General features: G+C 77.2%; 16 protein-coding genes. 9 read left to right on the top strand and 7 right to left on the bottom strand.

From position 1 onward, the window contains the following. The first annotated feature begins 16 nt into the window (after positions 1 to 16). Genes HL663_RS16510 through HL663_RS16495 form a run of 4 tightly spaced genes read left to right on the top strand, consistent with a single transcriptional unit; the run spans position 17 to position 7,621 of the window. Complete coding sequence (locus tag HL663_RS16510; RefSeq protein WP_173029379.1) at positions 17 to 3,166, top strand: FtsX-like permease family protein; 3,150 nt, start codon at positions 17 to 19, stop codon at positions 3,164 to 3,166. After that, on the top strand, positions 3,163 to 6,012 hold the full coding sequence (locus HL663_RS16505) for a hypothetical protein (protein ID WP_173029378.1): 2,850 nt from the start codon (positions 3,163 to 3,165) through the stop codon (positions 6,010 to 6,012). The genes HL663_RS16510 and HL663_RS16505 overlap by 4 nt, the downstream gene beginning before the upstream one ends. Continuing rightward, entirely contained in the window at positions 6,009 to 6,941 is a 933-nt protein-coding gene (locus HL663_RS16500) for an ABC transporter ATP-binding protein (RefSeq protein ID WP_173029377.1), read from the top strand. The genes HL663_RS16505 and HL663_RS16500 overlap by 4 nt, the downstream gene beginning before the upstream one ends. After that, positions 6,938 to 7,621 (top strand): ABC transporter ATP-binding protein, encoded by a 684-nt coding sequence (locus tag HL663_RS16495; RefSeq protein WP_173029376.1) that lies wholly within the window; start codon positions 6,938 to 6,940, stop codon positions 7,619 to 7,621. Before HL663_RS16500 ends, HL663_RS16495 begins: the two co-directional genes overlap by 4 nt. Before the next feature lie 148 nt (positions 7,622 to 7,769). Here HL663_RS16495 and HL663_RS16490 read toward each other — a convergent pair whose 3' ends face one another. After that, positions 7,770 to 8,720: an acyl-CoA thioesterase gene (locus HL663_RS16490; RefSeq protein WP_286175735.1), complete on the bottom strand. Its 951-nt coding sequence runs from the start codon at positions 8,718 to 8,720 to the stop codon at positions 7,770 to 7,772. Positions 8,721 to 8,743: 23 nt separating this feature from the next. Next, a complete protein-coding gene (gene yczR / locus HL663_RS16485) occupies positions 8,744 to 10,189 on the bottom strand; it encodes a MocR-like transcription factor YczR (RefSeq protein ID WP_286175734.1) in 1,446 nt (481 codons plus the stop codon). Between the two features lie 62 nt (positions 10,190 to 10,251). On the opposite strand from yczR, the gene yczE reads away from it, so the two are divergent. Then, positions 10,252 to 10,944 carry a membrane protein YczE gene (gene yczE, locus HL663_RS16480; protein ID WP_173029375.1) on the top strand — a complete coding sequence of 231 codons (693 nt, stop codon included), beginning with the start codon at positions 10,252 to 10,254 and terminating at the stop codon, positions 10,942 to 10,944. Here the strand turns inward: yczE and HL663_RS16475 are convergent. Together HL663_RS16475 and HL663_RS16470 are read right to left on the bottom strand one after the other, a co-directional pair. Then, positions 10,901 to 11,374 (bottom strand): hypothetical protein, encoded by a 474-nt coding sequence (locus tag HL663_RS16475; protein ID WP_173029374.1) that lies wholly within the window; start codon positions 11,372 to 11,374, stop codon positions 10,901 to 10,903. The genes yczE and HL663_RS16475 overlap by 44 nt on opposite strands. 28 nt (positions 11,375 to 11,402) lie before the next feature. After that, positions 11,403 to 12,854 (bottom strand): MFS transporter, encoded by a 1,452-nt coding sequence (locus HL663_RS16470; RefSeq protein WP_286175733.1) that lies wholly within the window; start codon positions 12,852 to 12,854, stop codon positions 11,403 to 11,405. A 112-nt stretch (positions 12,855 to 12,966) separates the two neighbouring features. On the opposite strand from HL663_RS16470, the gene HL663_RS19240 reads away from it, so the two are divergent. Together HL663_RS19240 and HL663_RS19235 are read left to right on the top strand one after the other, a co-directional pair. Further along, positions 12,967 to 13,584, top strand: a complete 618-nt coding sequence (locus tag HL663_RS19240) for a DJ-1/PfpI family protein (RefSeq protein ID WP_216842603.1) — start codon at positions 12,967 to 12,969, stop codon at positions 13,582 to 13,584. Beyond that, a complete protein-coding gene (locus HL663_RS19235; RefSeq protein ID WP_286175732.1) occupies positions 13,581 to 14,057 on the top strand; it encodes a MarR family winged helix-turn-helix transcriptional regulator in 477 nt (158 codons plus the stop codon). Before HL663_RS19240 ends, HL663_RS19235 begins: the two co-directional genes overlap by 4 nt. Before the next feature lie 14 nt (positions 14,058 to 14,071). Here the strand turns inward: HL663_RS19235 and HL663_RS16460 are convergent, their stop codons facing one another. Continuing rightward, positions 14,072 to 16,204 carry a RecQ family ATP-dependent DNA helicase gene (locus HL663_RS16460; protein ID WP_173029373.1) on the bottom strand — a complete coding sequence of 711 codons (2,133 nt, stop codon included), beginning with the start codon at positions 16,202 to 16,204 and terminating at the stop codon, positions 14,072 to 14,074. Positions 16,205 to 16,583: 379 nt separating this feature from the next. Next, positions 16,584 to 17,939 (bottom strand): serine hydrolase domain-containing protein, encoded by a 1,356-nt coding sequence (locus HL663_RS16455; protein ID WP_173029372.1) that lies wholly within the window; start codon positions 17,937 to 17,939, stop codon positions 16,584 to 16,586. A 51-nt stretch (positions 17,940 to 17,990) separates the two neighbouring features. Between HL663_RS16455 and HL663_RS16450 the strand changes: the two genes are divergently transcribed. After that, entirely contained in the window at positions 17,991 to 18,437 is a 447-nt protein-coding gene (locus HL663_RS16450; protein ID WP_173029371.1) for an acyl-CoA thioesterase, read from the top strand. Continuing rightward, positions 18,434 to 19,048: a DUF8185 domain-containing protein gene (locus HL663_RS16445; RefSeq protein WP_173029370.1), complete on the top strand. Its 615-nt coding sequence runs from the start codon at positions 18,434 to 18,436 to the stop codon at positions 19,046 to 19,048. The genes HL663_RS16450 and HL663_RS16445 overlap by 4 nt, the downstream gene beginning before the upstream one ends. On the opposite strand, the gene HL663_RS16440 is transcribed toward HL663_RS16445, so the two are convergent. Next, complete coding sequence (locus HL663_RS16440) at positions 19,030 to 20,418, bottom strand: MFS transporter (protein WP_173029369.1); 1,389 nt, start codon at positions 20,416 to 20,418, stop codon at positions 19,030 to 19,032. The two genes, HL663_RS16445 and HL663_RS16440, sit on opposite strands and share 19 nt — an antisense overlap. Positions 20,419 to 20,420 lie beyond the last annotated feature (2 nt).

Here is a 20,420-nt window from a genome sequence, read left to right as displayed (position 1 = left end):
GGGAGGAGCGCTCGGCGTGGGTGGTGCTCGGCTGCTCCGCCGCCGCCTGGGTGCCCACCCGGTGGCGGTCGCGGCCATCACCGTCTCGGTTCTCGCCTCGCTCGTCGTCGTCACCGCCCTCCAGCTGCTCTCGGCGCGGATCACCGACGCGGGCGTGCGCTCGGCGCTCGACGTCCCGCCGGCCGACCGGTCGGTCGTCGTCACCGGCTCACTGCGCCCGGGTGAGCTCGGGCCGACGGACGCCGCCGTCCGCGCCGCGCTGGCCCCCCTGCGCGGGGCCGCCGTCACCCGCGTCGCCACCACGACCTCCCGCGGCATCGCGGGCCGGGCCGCGAGCGACCGCGCGGCCCTCGCGGACGTCGACGGCCTGCGGGCGGCCTCCGAGCTGACCGCCGGGCGCTGGCCCGAGCCGCTCGCCACGTCCTCGGAGCGACGACCGCGCGTCGAGGTCGCCCTGCCGGAGGCCGCGGCACGCGCCCTGTCCGTCGCGCCCGGCGACGACCTCGCGCTGACCGACCTCGTCGACGCCGACGGCCCCCGGCTGAGCGCCGAGGTCGTCGGCACCTTCCGGCCGCGGAACGCCGAGGACGGCCTCTGGAGCGACCTGCCGCTGGCGCTCGACGGCGTGGTGCCGTCCGACTTCACGACCTACGGACCGCTCGTCGTCGCGCCCGGCACGTTCGACGGGCCGCTCGTCGGCACCTCGACGGTCACGTGGCGTGCCGTCCCCGACCTCGCGGCGGTGCGGGCGGGCGACCTCGCCGGCGCCCGGGCACGGGCCGACGACGTCCTGACCCGGCTGCGCACGGTGACCGGCCTCCCGACCGTCGAGGGCGTGCAGGCCAGCGCGAGGCCCGCGACGGTCCCGCTGCGCAGCCCCCGCGTCGCGAGCGACCTCCCCGCGCTCGTCGACTCCGCCGCCGTCGTCGGCGACCGCGTCCGCGTCTCGCTCCTGACCCCGGCCGTCCTCCTCGTCCTGCTCGGCAGCGTGGCGCTCGTCGGCGCCGCGGCCCTGCTCGCCACGCTGCGCGACGCCGAGACGCGCCTGCTGCGGGTCCGTGGTGCCTCGACCCGGCGGCTCGCCGGCCTGGCGGTCGGCGACGCGCTCGTCGTCGCCCTCGTCGGGGTGCTCGGGGCCGTCCTCGGGGCGCCGGTCGTCACCCGGCTCGTGGCGGGCAGCGGGCCGTGGTGGTCGCCGGCGGTCCTGCGCGACGCCACGCTGTGGGGGGCGCTCCTGCCGCTGGCGCTGCTCGCGGTCACCGTCACGGTGGCGACGACGCTGTGGGTCGGCCGCTCGCGCGAGGACGCCCGCAGCCGCCGGGCCGGCCTGCGCCTCGCGGCGGGCTCCGGCCTCGACGTCGTGCTCGTCGTCCTCGGCGCGCTCGCCGTCGTCCAGCTGCGCCGCTACGACGCCGTCGGCCAGCGCGCGGTCGACCCGGTGACGACGCTCGCCCCCGCGCTCGTCGTCGCCGGGCTGTCGGTGCTCGCCCTGCGGCTGCTCCCGCTCCTCGCCCGCCTCGTCGCCCGGTGGGGCGCGCGCCGGCCCGGGCTCGACGCGGCGTGGGGCGGGTGGCAGTTCGCCCGGCGCGCCGCGACCCAGGGCGGCACCCTGCTCCTCGTCCTCCTCGCGGTGGCGATGGGCACGATCGCGCTCGGGCACTCGGCGACGGTCGGGCGCGCCGTGGCCGACCAGTCGGCCTTCGACACCGGCGCGCCGCTGCGCGTCGTCCAGCAGGTCGGGGGCCCGACGTCGGGCTCGACCGGGGCGCTCGTCGACCGTGCGGCCGGGGGCGCCGACCGGGTCACCCCGGTCTGGCGCACCTCGGTCGACCTCGGCAGCGTCGAGGGCGTCACCGTGCTGGGGATGGACGCCCGCGCCGCGACCCGGGTGCTCGACCCGCGGCCCGACACCCTCGACGCTCCGTGGTCCGACGTCACCGGGCGCCTCCTCGCGGGGCGCGACCTCGGCGACGGCCTCGCCCTGCCGGGGTCCCCGCGCGAGGTCACGGTCACCGCGCAGGTCCTCGCCACCGGCAGCTCCAGCGCCCTCGGGCCCGAGGGCTTCGCCGCGTCGCTCGCGGTGCGCGACGCCCGCGGCCTCGTCACGTCGGTGCCGCTGGGGTCCGTGGGGAGCGACCGCCGCACGCTGACCGCCGACCTCTCGCGGCTCGGCCTCCTCGCGCCCCTGAGCGTCGTCGGGGTCTCGGTGCCGCTGCCGGACTTCGTCTCCTTCTTCGTCCCCGAGCCGACCTTCGACCTCGTCGTCACCGCCGTGGCCGCGGACGGCACCGACGTGCCGCTCGGGCGGGTGCTGGGCCCGCACTCCGACCGCAGCGGGCTCTGGCTCGCCGCCCGCGCCGGACGCACCGAGGTGGTCCCGGCGGTCGTGACGCGCGAGGTCGCCGACGCCCTGGGCGCCGGCCGCGGCGGTCGCGTCACGCTGCCGCTCGGCCTGCGCGAGCTGCCCGTCGAGGTCGTCGCCGTCGTCGACTCGCTGCCGACCGCGGAGCAGCCGGGACGCGGCATCCTCCTCGACCTGCCCACCGTCGAGGCCGCGCCGGACCGGGTGGGGGGCGGCTCCGACGTCCGCAGCCGGCTGGTCCTCGACCCCCAGGAGTGGTGGGCCGCCCCCGCCGACCCCGCGCGCGCGGCCGCGGCCGTCCGGGCCGGGCTGCCCTACGGCACGACCCTCGAGGTGGAGGACGAGGCCGTGGCGGAGCGGCTGCGCGACCCGGTCAACGCGGGGATGCGCTCGGCGATGCTCCTCGTGACCCTCGCGTCGGTCCTGCTGGCGGGCGTCGGCTTCGCCGCGAGCACGGCCGCCCTCGGCCGCGCGCGCCGGCACGAGAACGCGGTGCTCCTCGCGCTCGGCAGCCCGCCGGGGCGCATCCGGGCGGTCCTCGTCCTCGAGCGCGTCCTCGTCGTCGTCGTCACCGTGGCCGTCGGGCTGGTGCTCGGCGTCCTCGCGGCGGTCACCGTCGTGCCGCTGCTCGTCGGGGGCGACGGGCACCCGCAGGTGCCCCCGGTCCGGGTCGAGCTGCCCGCCGGGCTCCTCGCCGGGTACGTCCTGCTGCTGGTCCTCGCCCTCTCGGTCGTCGGCGCGTTCGTGCTGCGCAGCACGAGCCGTGACCTCGCGGGGGAGCTGCGTCGGGGGGAGTCGCCGTGAGCGGCCGGCCGGCGACCGCGCGGCACGGGTCCACGCGCGGCACCCGGACGGCGGACGCGTCCGGGCTGACCGCGCGGACCCTCGCGCTCCGGGCCCTCTCCTCGGCGCGCGCCCCGGCCGTCGTCCTCGCGCTGCTCGCCGCCGTCACGGCCGCATACCTCGTCGCGACCCCGCGGGCGGCGTTCGTCGCCACCGACGCCGCCGTCGGCGACACCGTCGCGGCCGCCCGGGCCCAGGCCCGCGAGGTCGGCGTGCGCGCCCCGGCGGCGCCGTCGTTCGACGTCCCCGCGCCGTCCGAGACGCCCGGCGACGGCCCGACGGCGCCGTTCGCCTCGGTCGACGAGGCGGTCCGGTCGGTGCTGGGCCCGGTCGTCGGACGGGTGCTCGCTACGCCCACGTGGGCGGCGCAGAGCGGCTCGACGACGCTGACCCGCACCGACGGGGCGACGCTGCGCCCCGACGGCTCGCGCGCCGTCGTGCGCGTCCAGAGCGCCCTCGGGGCGCACGTGCGCTGGACCTCCGGCGCGGCCCCGGGCGCCCCCACCGGCACGCGCTCGCTGGCCCCCGTCCTGCGCGGCCACGTGACCGCGGAGGTGCCGGTCGCCCTCGCCGACGCCACGGCCCGGTTCTGGGGCGTGCGGGCCGGGGACCGGCTCGTCGTGCAACCGGGGGACCGCCTGCTCCCGCTCGCCGTCGTCGTCACCGGCACCTTCGAGCCGCTCGACCCCACCGACGGCTTCTGGCAGGCCGAGCCGCGGATGACCGGTCTCGCGCGGATCGCGACCGCCCAGGGCGGCGTCGTCACCGAGGGCGCGGTCGTGGCCGACGCGGCGTCCTACGGTGCGGTGTCCGACGGGATGGCGCGCCCCGTCGAGGGGGTGGTCGTCGGCGGCGACTCGACCGTGCTCTCCGCGTCGTGGCGCTACCCCCTGGACGCCGCCCGGCTGCGCGCCGCGGACGTCCGCCCGCTGCGCGAGGCCCTCGTGCGGCTCGACACCGACTCGCGCCTGGACCGCCCTGGCCTCTCGGTCCTCGAGGTCTCGACGGGCCTGGCGTCCGTGCTCGACGACTACGAGGCGTCGGTCCGGGCCACGGGCGTCATGACGACCTTCGCGACCGCCGGCCTCACCGCCCTCACGGTGCTCGTCCTCTCCCTCACCGCCGTCGTGGCCGTCGCCCGCCGCCGCGCCGAGGTCGCCCTCGTCCGGGCCCGGGGTGGCAGCCTGCGCCAGGTGGTCGCCCAGGTCGTCGGCGGGAGCGCCCTGCCCGCGCTCGCGGCGGCGGCGCTCGGTGCGCTCGCCGCGCTGCTCCTCGTCCCCGGGCGCACGGGAGCGACGTCGTGGCTCGAGGTGGTCGTGGTCTCGCTCGTCCCGGCGCTCGCCGGCGCGACGGCCGTCCTCCTGCGCGTCCGCGCGGTCGAGCGCGACGACTCCTCGGAGGAGGCCGTGCGCCGTGGACGGGTCGTGCGGGCCGCCCGCCGCGTCGTCGCCGAGCTCGCGGTCGTCGCCCTCGCCGCGGCCGCGGTCGCCACGGTGCGCGGTCGGGGCCGTGAGATCGCGGCCGGCTCGACCGACTGGTGGGCGGCGCTGGCCCCGGCGCTCGTCGCCGCGGTCGCCGCCCTGCTCGTCCTGCGCCTGCTCCCCGTGCCGGTGCGGGTGCTGGCCCGGCTCGCCTCGCGGCGTCGGGGCCTCGTGGCCTTCGTCGGGCTCGCCCGCGCCGCGCGCACCGGCGCGAGCGCCGCGCTGCCGGTCCTCGCCGTCGTCGTCGGCGCCGCGCTGCTGGGGCTCCTGGCGTCGCTGACCCTCGCGGTCGGCGAGCAACGCGACGTCGCGGCCCACCGGCAGGTCGGAGCCGACGTGCGCGTCGACGCCGTGCGGATGGGCGACGACGACGTGCGGGCCCTCGCCACCCGCCCGGGGGTCCGGGCCGTCGTGCCGGCGTACGTCGCGGACGCGACGGTCTCGTCCGGCAGCCGGGCCGTCCCCGTCGTCCTCGTGGCCGCCGACCCGGCCGCGTACGCCGCCCTCGTCGCGGACACCCCGGTGGCCGTCCGGACGCCTCCGTCGGCGCCCGGGCAGGGTCTCGCCGCGGTCGTCGGCCCCGGCGTCCCCGTCGGTGGAGGGGCGGAGGTCGTGGTGCGGGGTGAGCGGATCAGGTTGGGAGACAGGGTTGTCGATCCGGGCCTGGAGCGGCTGGTCGCCGGCCGTCAGGTCCCGGCCGTCCTGGTCTCGCTCGACCGCCTCCGCGAGCTCGCGCCGGCGACGACCGCCCAGACCGCCTTCGTCGCCGCGGACGCGGGAGCGGCGCGGGCGCTTACCGGCCTGCGCGACCCGGGCGCCGCGACGCCCAGCGGCCGGGTCGGCGCCGTCGACTCCGTGGACGCCGCCCGGGACCGGGTGGGGGAGCGTGCGCTGTCGCGGCTCGTGACCCTCACCTACTCCGTGGGCGCACTGCTCGCCGCGCTGCTGACGCTCCTCGCCGTCGCGCTCCTGCTCGTCGCGACCCGCCCGGACCGTGCGGCGCTCGTCATCCGCCTGCGGACGATGGGGCTCCCGCACGGCCTGGAGCGCCACCTCGCGTGGACCGAGGTGCTCCCGGTCGTCGCCGTCGCCGCGGTCGCCGGGGCCGTGGCCGGTGCTCTCGCGCCGGCGCTCGTGGGGCCGGCCGTCGACCTCGCCCCCTTCACCGGCTCGGCGCCGTTCCCGCCGGTCGCCGCGAGCGTCCCGGCCGCCCTGGGCGCCGCGCTGCTCGTCCTCGTCCTCGGGGCGCTCGCCCTCGTCCTCGATGCCGCGGCGACCCGCCGCGGTCACCTCGCCGACCACCTGCGCACGGGAGACACGGCATGACCACGACCACGACGCCCCGACGCCGACGCGACGCCGGCACCCCCGACGGCCCGGACATCCTCTGCGACAACCTCGTCCGCATCTACCGGGCCGAGGGCATCGAGGTCGTCGCCCTCCAGGGGCTCGACCTGCGCGTGACGCGGGGCGAGCTCGTCGCCCTCGTCGGCGCGTCCGGCTCGGGCAAGTCGACGCTGCTCGGCATCCTCTCGGGGCTGGACCGCCCGAGCGCCGGCACGGCCCGGGTCGCCGGGCACGACCTCGCCGCGATGCAGCGCCGCGAGCGGCTGGAGTACCGCCGCCGGACGGTCGGGTTCCTCTTCCAGCAGGCGGCCGCCAACCTGCTGCCGTACCTGACCGCCGCCGAGAACGTCGAGCTGCCGATGATGCTCGCCGGGGTGCGGGCGGGGGAGCGCGCCCGCCGCGCGCGCGACACGCTGGGGGTGCTCGGCATCCCGGACTGCGCCGACCGGCGGCCGGGCGAGCTGTCGGGCGGCCAGCAGCAGCGGGTCGCGCTCGGGGTCGCCGTGGCGAACCGGCCGAGCGTGCTCCTCGCCGACGAGCCCACCGGCGAGCTCGACACCCGCAGCAGCGACGAGGTGTTCGAGGCGATCCGCCGCGCCAACACCGAGTTCGGCACGACGACGCTCGTCGTGACGCACGATGCGCACGTCAGCGAGCAGGTCGCCCGCACCGTGGGCATCCGCGACGGGCGCACCGCCACGGAGGTGCTGCGGCGCGACGCCGTGGGCGCCGACGGCGAGACCGGCCGGGTCGCCGAGGAGTACGCGGTGCTCGACCGGGCCGGGCGCCTGCAGCTGCCCACCGCGTTCACCAGCGCGCTCGGGATGCGTGACCGGGTGCGGCTCGGGCTCGAGCCCGACCACATCGCGGTGCGGCCGACGCCGACCGAGGGGGAGGAGCAGGGATGAGCGGCGAGCCGCTGCGGGTTCGCGAGGTGCACCGCACGTTCGGGTCGGGCGGGACGGCGGTGCACGCGCTGCGTGGGGTGTCGATCGACGTCGCCCCCGGTGAGCTCGTGGCGCTGCGCGGACGCTCCGGGTCGGGCAAGACGAGCCTGCTCAACGTCATCGGCGGCCTCGACCGGCCGGACGCGGGCACCGTCCACGTCGGGGACCTCGAGGTGACGACGATGACCGACGCCGACCTCCTCGCGCTGCGACGTGGCCCGGTCTCGTACGTCTTCCAGTCCTTCGGGCTCGTGCCCGTGCTCAGCGCCCGTGAGAACGTCGGCGTGCCGCTGCGGCTGCGCTCGGTCGAGCCGGCGGAGCGCGAGCGGCGGGTGGCCGAGGCGCTCGAGCACGTCGGCCTCGGCGGGCACGCCGAGCACCGGCCGGACGAGCTGTCCGGCGGGCAGCAGCAGCGCGTCGGGCTGGCGCGTGCGCTCGTCGCGGAGCCGGGGCTGCTCCTCGCCGACGAGCCGACCGGTCAGCTTGACTCCGAGACCGGGCGCGACATCATGCGGCTCATCGCCCGCCTCGCGAAGGAGCGGACGATGACGACGCTCGTGACGACCCACGACCCGGCGCTGCTCGCCGTGGCCGACCGCGTCGTCGAGATCGCCGACGGGCACCTCGTCGAGCCGGACTGACCCGCGACCACATCCCGACTGATTGCGAGTTCCGCCGCTCGACACGCCGTCCGACAGCGTGTCGAGCGGCGCAACTCGCAACAAGTGGGGTGCCGGGTCGAGGTGAAATTCGACCGCGACAGGGTCTTTCTTCACCTCGACCCGGGGGTCACTCCGGGACGCGGACCATGCCCTCCTGGGCCACCGTCGCGACGAGCGTGCCGTCGGCGGCGAACATCCGGCCCAGCCCGAGGCCGCGCCCACCCTGCGCCGAGGGCGACTCCTGCGAGTAGAGGACCCACTCGTCGGCGCGCGCCGGCCGGTGGAACCACATCGCGTGGTCGAGGCTCGCCATCTTGAGGCCGCGCGTCGTCCAGGGCAGCCCGTGCCGGCGCAGGATCGGCTCGAGGAGGCTGTAGTCGGAGGCGTACGCGAGGACGGCGTCGTGGACCAGCGGGTCGTCCGGCAGCCGGCCGACGGCGCGCATCCACACGTTCTGCTCGGCGACCTGCTCGGCGGGGGGCCCGGCGAAGAGGTTGCCCTCGACGTGCCGCAGCTCGATGGCCCGGCGCGAGATGTGCTGTGCGCGAGGGTCATCGGTCCCCGCGAAGAGCTCGGCGAGGGACGGCACGGACTCGGGGCGCGGCACCGGCGGCGCGGTGTCCTGGTGGTCGAGGCCACCGTCGGGCGCCTGCCACGAGGTGCTCATCGAGAGGATCGGGTGCCCGTGCTGGACGGCGTGCACGCGGCGGGTCGAGAACGAGCGGCCGTCACGCATCCGCTCGACGCTGAAGGTGATCGGCTGCGTGTCGTCGCCGGGGCGCATGAAGTAGGCGTGGAGGGAGTGCAGCCGGCGCGGCACGTCGCCGACCCCGGCCACCGTGCGCCCGGACGCGACGACGCCCTGCGCGAGGACCTGGCCGCCGAACACGCGCCCGTGGGGCTGCTTCTGGCTGGCGCCGCGGAAGAGCGTGACGTCCTCGGCGAAGGTGTCGGGCAGCTCGACGCCCGGCGCGGCGGCGAGGCTGCGCGGCTGGACGCTCACCTGCGCCGAGCCCAGCTCCTCGAGGTCGAGGGTCTGCAGGAGGTCGACGAGCGGGTCCGGATGGGGGTCGGTCACGGGGAAACGATAGCCAGCGCGGCTCAGGCGACGAGCGGGCGCCCGGGGCGGACCCGGGCGGCGCGGCCGGCGCGCACGCGCTCGGCGGCGCGCCCGAGCCGGGCCGCGGCGTCGGCCATCGTCTCCGGGGGCAGCACGTGCGGCAGGCGCAGCCACCGGTCCAGGCCTCCGTCGAGGGAGAACCGCGGACCGGCCGCGACGAGCAGGCCCTCGTCCTCGGCGGCCGCGGCGAGGCTGCTCGAGGGCAGGTCGGCGGGCAGCTCGCACCACAGCGACAGACCGCCGCGCGGCACCCCGAAGGTCGCCTCGGGCAGGTGCTCGCGCAGGCCGGCGGCCAGGGCGTCGCGGGCGGCGACGAGCCCGTCGCGGCGCTCGACGGTGACGCCGGGGGAGCGACGCATCAGCTCGACGAGGACGAGCTGCTCGAGGACGGGGGCGCCGAGGTCGCTCGTGACGCGTGCCTCGACGAGCGCGCGCAGGGCGCCGCGGGGGGCGCGGACCCACCCGGTGCGCAGGCCGCCCCAGTGCGACTTCGAGGAGCTGCCGATGCTCACGGCCGTCGGGGCGTGGGCGGCGAGGGGCAGCGGCATCGGGCCGCCCGCGAGGTCGATCTCGACGATCGTCTCGTCGACGACGGGGACGGTGCCGGCCGCGGTGAGGGCGCGCGCCAGCCGGGCCCGCCCCTCGTCGTCGAGCAGCGCGCCCGTCGGGTTGTGGAAGTCCGGGATGAGCACGGCCGCGCGGGCGCCGGCGGACGCGACCGTGCGCACCGCTTCGTCGACGTCCCAGCCGGTGGGGTCCACCGGCAGGCCGCGCAGGCGCGCGCCGGCGCCGCGGAGGGCGTCGAGGGTGTTGGGGTAGGTGGGGTCCTCGACGAGCACGCGGTCGCCCGGGCGCAGGAGGGCGCGGACGACGACGGCGAGCCCGGCGACGGCGCCGGAGGTGACGAGCACGTCGTCGGCGCTCGTCGGCAGGCCGCGGGCGGTGTACCGCTCGGCGACCGCCTCGCGCAGCTCGGGCACGCCGTAGGTGAGGTACCCGGCGCCGCAGAGGTAGGAGGGCAGCCGCTCGAGCGCCCGCTCGTAGGCCTCGAGCACACCGGCCGGGGCGCGGGTCGCGGCACAGGTGAGGTCGAGGACGTCGTCGCCCACGTCGGCGGGGAAGAGGCCGCCGGTGCCGCGCCGGCGGGCGCCGTCGGGCAGGGTCGCGACGGAGCCGGAGCCCTGCCGCGAGGTGAGGTAGCCGAGCTCGCGCAGGACGTCGTAGGCGCGGGTCACCGTGGTGCGGCTGAGGCCGAGGTGGGTCGTGAGGTCTCGCTCGCTCGGCAGCCGCGTGCCGACGGCGATCCGGCCGTCGGCCACCGCGAGGCGCAGCGCGTCGGCGAGCGCGCGGTAGGCGGGCCGTGCGGCGCCGAGGTCGCCGACGAGGCGGGCGGTGCGGGCGGCGCTGACGGTCGGGGCGGTGCTCACGGGGCCACTGTCGCACGATTGGCCCTCGATTCACAGGCCAATCCCGGGGCAGGATGGTCCCCATGTCACCGCTCCAGCTGGCCCGACGCGGGATCTCCCGTCGGGTCCCCCTCATCCCGATGACCCCCCTCGAGCAGCTCCGCGCCGGCCGCCTGCCGCACCGGCTCGCCCAGCTCCTCGTCGGGCTCGGGCTCTTCGGCGTGACGATGGGCCTCATGCTGCGGGCCGGGCTCGGGGTCGAGCCGTGGGGCGTGCTGACGACGGGGCTCATCCGGTACGTGCCGATCACCTACGGCGAGATGGTCATCGTCAGCTCGTTCGTCGTGCTGCTGCTCTGGATCCCGCTGCGGCAGTGGCCCGGGGTCGGCACCGTCGCCAACGCCGTCGTCATCGGGCTGGCGACGGACGCCACGCTCGCGGTGGTCCCGCCGATCGAGGGCCTGGGCTGGCGCGCCCTCGTCATGCTCCTCGGGGTCGTCGGCAACGGCGTCGCGGGCGCGATGTACATCGGCAGCCAGCTCGGCCCGGGGCCCCGCGACGGCCTGATGACCGGCCTGACCCGGCGCACCGGCCGCTCGGTCCGGCTCGTGCGGACCTCGCTCGAGGTGACCGTCGTCGCCCTCGGCTGGGTGCTCGGCGGGGTCGTCGGGATCGGGACGCTCGTCTACGCCCTGCTCATCGGGCCGGTCGTCCAGCTCTTCCTGCCGCTGCTCACGGTGCGGGTGGACCCGCCGCCCACGCGCGGTACGCCCTGACGAGGGAGCGCGAGAAGGCGCCGGCGTCGTGGGGCCGCAGCGTGAGCGAGCCCCCTGCCGCGAGCGGCACCTCGACGGTGCCGCGCCGGCCGGTCGGCGGGGCGGGCAGGTGCGCGGTGCCCTCGTCCAGCTCCTCGAAGCCGAAGGTCACCTCGTCGACGACGAGGCGGTCGGCGGCCACGGCGAGGCCGGAGGCCTGCGGCCAGTCGCCCCACGCGCCGTCGCCGAGGACGAGCCAGGCCGGGACGGCGGCGAGGGCGAGGACCGCCACGGCCCAGTCGAGCGGGCCGTCGGGGGAGAGGTCGAGGCCCCCGTCGCGGCTGCGCAGCAGCGCTCCGGCGGCGAGGACGCAGAGGGCGAGGACGGCGACGAGCACGGTCAGCGGGCGCCGCGCGTGCTCCTCGACGTAGGTGAAGGCGGGGTGGGCCATGGCTCCATCCTCACCCGGCGCGCCGGGCTCAGCCGACCCGGGCGTCGGGCTCGCGCCGCCACGACCACACCGCGGCGGCCCACGCCGTGAGCAGGAGGACCACCGACGCGCCGAGCGCCCAGCGCAGCGCGGCGCCGGGGTCCTCGGTCCGCGAGGCCGCGACCTGGTAGGTCGTCATGAGCACCGCGGCGCCGATCGCGGCGCCGATGCGCTGGCCGGTCTGGAGCGCCCCGCCCGCGGCGCCGCCCATCTGCGGCGGCACCTCGGCGAGCGACAGGGTGATGTTCGGGGAGACGACGGCGCCGCCGCCGAGCCCGGCGACGAGCAGCGGGAGGGCCAGCACCCACCAGGGCAGGTCGCGGTCCGTGGCGGGCACGACGACAGCGAGGGCGACGAGGCCGAGCATCATCACGGCCAGCGCGACGACGGTGAGCGGGCGGCCGACCCGGCTGACCGCCCGGCCGGCGAGCGGGCTCGCGACGGCCGACCCGACGGCGAACGGGGTGAGCAGGAGCCCGGCGTGCAGCGGCGTGTAGCCCAGGCCGTCCTGGAGGAAGACGCTGAGCACGAGGAAGATGCCGGTGAAGCCGGTGAAGTACAGGCTGCCGATGACGATGCCGCTCGCGTACCCCGGTGTGCTGCGCAGGAGCCCGAGGTCGAGCAGGGGCGGGCGGCCGTCCCGCACGACGCGCCGCTCGTGCCGGACGAAGGCGACGCCGGCCAGCGGCACGAGGACGAGCAGCAGCAGCGGCCAGCGGCTGCCGGACTCGAGGCTGACGACGGGGTAGAGGAGCGCGAGCACGGTGACGCCGAGGAGGGCGGCGCCGGGCAGGTCGAGGTGGGTGTCGCCGGTCGTGTCGGCGGTGCGCCCCGGGACCAGGCGCGCGATGGCGACGAGGAGGACGAGGCCGATGGGGACGTTGACGAGGAAGATCCAGCGCCAGCCGCTCTCCTCGCCGAAGGCGGCGATGAGCAGCCCGCCGAGCACCGGCCCGATCGCCGACGACACCGACACGGTGAACCCGAACAGCCCGAACGCGACCCCGCGCTCGCGGCCCTGGAACATCGACTGGATGAGGCCCGAGCTCTGCGGCGTGAGCAGGCCCGCGGCGAAGCCCTGCGCGAGGCGCGCGGCGACGAGGACACCGACGTTAGGGGCGAAGCCGGCGGCCGCGCTGGAGACGACGAACCCGCCGAGGCCGAGCAGCATGATGGCGCGCCGGCCGTGGGCGTCCCCGAGGCGGCCGCCGATGACGAGCATGAGCCCGAGCGCGAGCGCGTAGCCGGAGACGACCCACTGGACCGCGCCGGCCGAGGTGTCGAGACCGGTGCGGATCGAGGGGATGGCGACGTTGACGATCGTCACGTCGAGCAGGACCATGAAGCCGACGACGAGGGTGACGCCGAGGATGCGCCAGCGCCGGGGGTCGGGCGCGTCGTCGGGGGTGGTCTCGGCGCGTTCCTCGGTCTCCTGGCTCACCGCTCCACGCTAGGGGCGGGGTCTTCCTCGGGGTCGCCTCCGGTACGGAGTTCGCGCTCGGTGCGCGAAGGTGAGTATTGACAATACGCTGTCATGAGCGCAGGATGCTGTCATGTCCTCCACCACCGTGCACCTCGCCGTCCTCGACACCATGGCCGACTGGGAGGTCGGCCACCTCGCCGCCCACCTGGGCCACCTGGGCGGGCAGGGCCCGGCCGGCCGCTTCACCCTCGAGACCGTGGCCGCCCGGCCGGGGCCGGTCCGCACGATGGGTGGCCTCACCGTGCTGCCCGACCGCACCCTCGCCGGCCTCGACCCCGCCTCCTCCGCGATGCTCGTGCTCCCCGGCGGCGAGACCTGGACCGACCCCGAGGTCTCCGCGCCGTTCGTCGCGGCGGCCCGGGCGCACCTCGCGGCCGGAGTGCCCGTCGCGGCCGTCTGCGGCGCGACGTGGGCGCTCGCCGCGGCGGGGCTGCTCGACGACGTGCACCACACGAGCAACGACCCCGGCTTCCTCGCCTCGAGCGGCTACGCCGGCGGCGCGCTCTACGTCCACGAGCCGGCGGTCGTCGACGGCGACGTCGTGACCGCGACGGGCATCGACCCCGTGCACTTCGCGATGGCGGTCTTCCGGCGGCTCGGGGCGCACCCCGCGGGGCGGATCGAGTCCTACGGGCGCCTCTACGCCGACCACGACGCGGCCGGGTTCTTCGAGCTCGCGAGCGCGTGACGCCGGTGGGCGCCCGTCGCGCGGCCCCCAGCCCCGAGCAGCTGCTGCTGTCCGACAGCGCGCTCGCGGTCTTTCGGCTCAACGGCCAGTTCCTCGCCCTGGCCGAGGAGCTGGCCCGCCCGGCCGGCCTGACCGCCGCGTGGTGGCAGGTGCTCGGCGCGGTGCTGCCGGCCCCGATGCCGGTCTCGGGGATCGCGCGCGAGATGGGCCTGACCCGGCAGAGCGTCCAGCGCATCGCCGACCTGCTCGTCGAGCGGGGCTTCGCGGCCTACCGCGACAACCCGGCGCACCGGCGCGCCAAGCTCGTCGAGGCGACCCCGGCCGGGGTCGAGGCCGTCCGGGCCATCGCGCCGCAGCACCGGGCGGCGGCGCGGCGGCTCGTCGAGGAGCTGGGGGAGCAGCGGGCGGTGGAGGTGCGCGACACCCTTCGCGAGCTCGTCACCGCGATGGAGCGGCTGGGCGACGGCGCCTGAGCGCGCCGGGCCGCTCAGCCGTCGACGGCGAGGACGAGCGGCAGGACACCCGGTGCGCCGGCCTGGCGCAGCGACCGCCCGGCCACGGTGAGCGTCCAGCGCGAGGACACGACGTCGTCGACGAGGAGCACCGGCCCGGGGCAGTCGGCGAGCTGCGCGGCGAGCTCGGGCCCGACGACGACCCGGTCCCAGACGCCGGCCAGCCGGTAGGCGCTGTTGCCGCCCATCTCGCCGGTCGGGCCGCCGTGGGCGAGGTCGAGGGTGCCGAGGTCGCGCAGTCTCCCCATCCCGGCGAGACCGGCCGCGAGCGAGCGGACCAGCTGCGGGTGCGAGCGCGAGGGCATCGCGACGACGGCCACCGGCCGCTGCGCCCAGCCCCACTCGGCGAGGACGGGCACGCAGGCCCGCAGGAGCTCGGGGGAGGCGGGGGCGTCCTCGCGCAGGACCTCACGCAGCCGCTGGCCCCAGCCGAGGTCGGACAGGCGCGCCAGCGCCCGGCCGGGCTCGAGCTGCTCGTCGGCGGCAATCCGGCCCTTGACCGGCACACCGAGCCGGTCCATCCCCGACGGCCACTGGGCGCGCGCGTCGACGACGGTGCCGACCTTCTGGAGGCGTTCGCGGGCGGCACCGATCACGGTGTCGGGGACGTCGGTCGGGTACCAGGGCCCGGCGCAGCCGTCGCAGCGGCCGCAGGGGACGGCGCTGTCGTCGTCGAGGCACTCCTGGAGGAAGGCCATCCGGCAGGCGTCGGTGCCCTCGTAGTCGACCATCAGCTGCTGCTCGGCCTGGCGGGCCGCGGCGACCCGGTCGTAGCGCTCGGCGTCGTAGGTCCACGGGACGCCGGTCGAGGTCCAGCCGCCGGAGACGCGCTGGACGGCGCCGTCGACGTCGAGCACCTTGAGGAGCAGCTCGAGCCGGGTGCGCCGGACGTCGACGATCGTCTCGAGGGCGGCGGTCGAGAGGGCGCGACCGGCCTCGGCGAGCGCGGTCAGCACGGCGGCCGCCTGGTCCTCGCGCGGCATCGAGACGCTCGCGAAGTAGCGCCAGATGTCGCGGTCCTCGGGGCCGGGCAGCAGCAGCACGTCGGCGCGGTCGGTGGCGCGGCCGGCGCGGCCGACCTGCTGGTAGTAGGCGACCGGGCTGCTCGGGGCGCCGAGGTGGACGACGAACCCGAGGTCGGGCTTGTCGAAGCCCATCCCGAGCGCCGACGTCGCGACGAGGGCCTTGACCTCGTTGTGCCGCAACGCTTCCTCGAGGCGCTCGCGGTCGGCGGGGTCGGTGCGGCCGGTGTACGACGCGACGGTGTGCCCGGCCTCGCGCAGGGACGCCGCGACGTCCTCGGCCGCCGAGACGGTGAGGGCGTAGACGATGCCCGAGCCGGGCAGGTCGCCGAGGTGCGCCAGCAGCCAGCCGAGCCGCTGCTCGGGCGACATCGAGCGGAGCACCCCGAGCCGCAGCGAGTCGCGGGCGAGCCCCCCGCGCACGGTGAGCACCGGGCGACCGCCGGTGGAGAGCTGCTCCTCGACGTCGTGGACGACGCGGGCGTTGGCGGTGGCGGTGGTCGCGAGCACCGGGACGTCGGCCGGCAGGCCGTCGAGGAGGTCGCGGATGCGGCGGTAGTCCGGCCGGAAGTCGTGGCCCCAGTCGCTGACGCAGTGCGCCTCGTCGACGACGAGCAGGCCGCAGCGCCGGGCGAGGTCGGGCAGCTGCTCGTCACGGAAGCGCGGGTTGTTGAGCCGCTCGGGGCTGACGAGGAGGACGTCGACCGCGTCCTCGGCGAGGGCCGCGCGCACCCCGTCCCAGTCCTGCGCGTTGGCCGAGTTCATCGTCACGGCGCGGATGCCGGCGCGGCCGGCGGCGGCGATCTGGTCGCGCATCAGCGCGAGGAGCGGGCTGATGATGACCGTCGGCCCGGCGCCCTCGGCCCGGCGCAGCGCCGTGGCGACGAAGTAGACGGCCGACTTGCCCCAGCCGGTGCGCTGGACGACGAGGACGCGCGAGCGGTGCTCGACGAGGGCCGAGACGGCCTCGAGCTGTCCGTCGCGAAAGTCGACGTCGTCACGGCCGACGAGCCGCCGCAGCGCCGTGCGGGCGCGCTCGGCGACCTCGGGGGAGGGAGGGGCGAGGACCTGGGCCGGTGTCGTCATGGTCCGCCCACCGTACGCACCCCGGCCGACACCGGGCCGCCCGCCGTCCACAGGCCCGGCACCGCCCGGCGTGGGAGGGCCGGGCGCCGTCCCGGTCCCGCTTCACCCGGGAAGGGTGCGCTTCGCGGGGGGACGGAACCGGGGTGAGGCGCGGCCGTATCGGGTGACCCGATACGCGTGTGGCGCGTGGGATGTGATGCGCGGGCGCGTGGCACCCCGGTCCGGCCTCACCCGGGAAGGGTGCGCTGCGCGGGGGGACGGAACCGGGGTGAGGCGCGGCCGTATCGGGTGACCCGATACGCGTGTGGCGCGTGGGGGTTCGGGGTTGCCGTGGGGTCGGGGGGGGGGGGGGGGGGGGGGGCCTGGTGGGCCCCGTCGGTCAGTGCCAGCCGAGGTCGTCGACGCCGCCGGGCACGTCGCTGTCCGGCGCGTAGGGCGTGCGCGAGAAGCGGAACGAGGCGAGGTCGAGGTGCGAGACGGTGCCGTCGGCCCGGCGGACCACGCGCAGCGGCTCGCCGGTGTGGTAGCCGTCGAGGCCGACCCACGCGTCGGGCCCGACCGGTGCGAACCGCGACCCGCGGCCCGTCCCGGGCTCGCCGAGCACGAGGTGCTCGCCGACGACCTTCGCCGTCGTCGTCGACGCACCCCAGTGCCACGGGCCGACGAGCTCGAGCAGCCCGGGGTCGCCGGCGGCCGCCCACGGCTCGAGGGCCGGCGGCTCCTCGGTGCGCAGCACGTCGAGCAGGTCCTCGCCGAGCCCCTTGAGGCCGGTCGAGGCGGTCGTGTTGGTCAGCGTGACGACGCCGTCGCCGCCGTCGAGCCGCACGCGCAGCCCGGCGAGGAAGCCGGGCATCGAGCCGCCGTGGCCGGCGTAGCGGACGCCGTCGACGTTCCAGACCTGCCAGCCGAGGCCGTGCGCGCCGGTCCACGCCTGCCCCGGCTCGTCGACGACGTGGTGCGGCTCGCACATCTCGGCGAGCGTGTCGGCCGACAGCAGCCCCGCGGTGTCGCCGCCGAGGAAGGCGGCCCAGCGGGCGAGGTCCTCGACCGTCGTCCACAGCTGCCCGGCCGGGGCCATCGCCCCGCCGTCGTGCTCCGGCTCGCGCAGGAGGACGTCGGCGAACGGGTGGACGGCCAGCCCCTGCGCGGCCCGACCGCTCGGGCGGGTCGTCGTGCGGGTCATCCCGAGCGGCTCGAGGAGCTCGGTGCGCACGACGTCGGCCCACCCGGCGCCGTGGGCCACCTCCAGCAGGCGGCCGAGGGCGCCGTAGCCCACGTTGGAGTAGTGGAAGCGGCGCCCGGCCCGGAAGCGCTGCCCGGCCCCGTGGCCGACGAGGTGGTCCCAGTCGCCGCCGGGGGTGCGCTCCCACCACGGGCCGTCGGTCTCGGCCTGGGTGCCCGCGGCGTGGGAGAGCAGCTGCTCGACCGTCACGGCCCCGAGGGACGAGCCGGGCACGTGCTCCTCGAAGCGGTCGGTGAGGTCGAGGCGCCCGGCGTCGCGCAGCCGCAGGACGCAGACGCCGACGAAGGTCTTCGTGATCGAGCCCATCCGGTACTGCGTGTCGGCGTCGGCGGGCTCGCCGCCCGCGCGGCCGTCGAGCGTGCCGACCGCGCCGCTCCACACGAGCGACCCGTCGCGCACCAGCCCGGCCGCGACGGAGGGCAGGCGCCCCTCGCGCTGGGCGGTCGCGAGGCGGTGGTCGAGCAGGGCGGCGGTGCGGTCGGAGACGGTCACCCGGCCACCCTAGGACGGCGCCGCTGTCGCGCGGCTGCGAGGATGGCCCCCATGGCCGACCGCTACGTCGTCGAGGTCCCGCTGCGCTGGTCCGACATGGACGCCTACGGGCACGTCAACAACGTCCAGTACCTCCGGCTGCTCGAGGACGCCCGCGTCATCGGCTTCCGCGAGTGGTTCCCGGACCGCCCGACGCTGCTCGACGAGGGGATCGTCGTGTCGCGGCACGCCATCGAGTACCGCGCCCCGCTGACCTACCGGCCCGAGCCGGTCGAGGTCGACATGTGGGTCACCCGCGTCCACGGGGCGGGGTTCGACCTCGGCTACCTCGTGCGCGACCCCGCCGCGGTCGGCGACGCGGAGTACGCGGTCGCCGAGACCGGGCTGGTCCTCTACGACTTCGCGAGCGCCCGCCCGCGCCGCCTCGAGCCCGCCGCTCGCGCGGCGCTCGCCGTCCACGTCGGCGAGCCGGTGTCCTTCCGGTGGGGTGGCCGGTGAGCGACGTGCTGCACCTCGTCGACGTCGCGGCGCTCGGCGACCTGGGGCGCTTCGCCGGGCGGGCGCGCTCCTTGGACGAGCAGGGGGCGATGCGCCTGCAGGCCTCCGGAGACGTCCTCGCGGCGTGGGTCGGCGTCCTCCAGGGCAGCGGCATCCTCTCGGAGGGGGCCGTACTCGGCCTGCGCACCTTCGCCCTCGCCGAGCCCGCCACGTGCGACGCGGTCGTGCCGCTCGGCGCCGTCACCGACCGCACCGCACGGCCCGGCGACGCCACCTTCCCGCTGCCGCCGACCCGGGCGATCGCCGCGTGGTCGGCCGTCACGCCGCCGCGCGTTGGCTGGGAGCCCGCGGGTGAGCTGCCCGCCGACACGCTGGCCGAGGCCGCGCGCAGCGGCCTCGTCGAGGTCGGCGCGGCCGTCCGCGAGCGCGGGGCGGCCGCGGGCTTCGTCCGCGACCGCGTCTGGGGCCGCGACGTCGAGGGCGTGCGCGCGGGAGGGGCGTTCGCCGCCTTCTCGCTCGGCTTCCTCGCCTCGGGGTCGACCGTGCGGGTGCTGCGGGCGAACCGGTGGACCCGGCTCACCTGCGCCGGCGGTCACGTCCTGATGCGCTGACCCGTCGGGACGACGACCGCGGCCACGAGGGCCAGCCCGAGGAAGATCGCCCCGAACAGGGCGTTGTCCTGCCCCGGGTCGTGGGCGGCGGCGAAGGCGGCCGTGGCCCCGGCGATGCCGAGGACGCTGCCGAGCACGTCGGAGAGCTGGATGGACGACGAGGTCTCGCCGTGCGCCTCGACCGGGCTCAGCTCGAGGGCGAGGATGGTCGTCGTCGTCACGCCGGTGCCCATCGCGAAGCCCGCGAGCAGCAGCGCGAACACGCTGAGCCACGCCGGCAGGTTGACCCACGCGACGAGCGAGAGCCAGCCGAGCCCGACCGCGAGCACGAGCCCACCGACCTCGATGAGCCGGTGCCGGGGGAGGTGCAGCGCGTCGTGCCCCTGGTACAGCGCGCCGAGCGCCCAGCCGACGGCGCCGACGGCGAGCGCGAGCCCGGCGACCTGGAGGCTGGCGCCGCGCTGGCCGGCGAGGAAGAGCGGGACGTAGGTGATGCCGCCGTAGAACGCCGCGCAGAGGAGCGCCCGCGCGAGGACGACGCTCGGGACGCCGCGCCGCAGGACGAAGGTGCCGGCGGGGAGCAGGCGGGGCGCGACGACGACGACGCCGACGAGCCCGAGGAGCGCGACGACGGTCTTCCACGACCACGTGAAGACGAGCTCGTGGGTGCCGACCTGGAGCGCGCCGGCGGCCAGCGCGACGGACAGGCCGGCCCACGCGGTGCGCACGTGCGTGCTGTGATCGCGGCTGGAGGCCGCCTCCTGGAGCCGGCTGACGTCGACCCGCCGCTGCGCCCGCCACAGCGCGATGCCGGTGACGATGACCGGGAGGACGACGATCCAGAACACCCAGCGCCACGAGAGGTTCTCGGTCAGCCAGGCCGACAGCGGCGGGCCGGCGAGCGAGGGCACGACCCACGCGGCCGAGATGTACGTGAACAGCCGCGGGCGGACGGCCTCGGGGTAGACCCGGCCGGCGATGACGTAGAGCATGACGACGAGCAGGCCGCCGCCGAGGCCGGTCAGCGCGCGGCCGACGAGGAAGACGTCGAGCCGGGTCGCGCAGCCGCACGTCGCGGCGCCGACCGCCAGCAGGACCTGCCCGACGAAGGTGCCGGGCAGCGGGCCGGAGCGGTCGGTCCAGACGCCGGCGAGGACGATGCCGAGGAGCTGTGCGGTGAGCATCACCGAGAAGGCGAAACCGTAGGAGCGCACCGCGTTCAGCTCACGGGCGACGTCGGGCATCGCGGTCGAGACGGCCATCGACTCGAACGCGACGATCGTCACGAGGGCGAGGACGGCGAGGGTGACCTGGAGGTAGGACCGGCTGAGGGGCCCGCCCGTCGTCGTGTCGCTCCCCGTCGTGCGCATCG

Source organism: Arthrobacter sp. NEB 688, from assembly GCF_013201035.1.
Taxonomy (GTDB): Bacteria; Actinomycetota; Actinomycetes; order Actinomycetales; family Dermatophilaceae; genus Phycicoccus.
The sequence above is the reverse complement of the archived record's forward strand: the minus strand, read 5'-3'. Positions and strand labels throughout refer to the sequence as shown.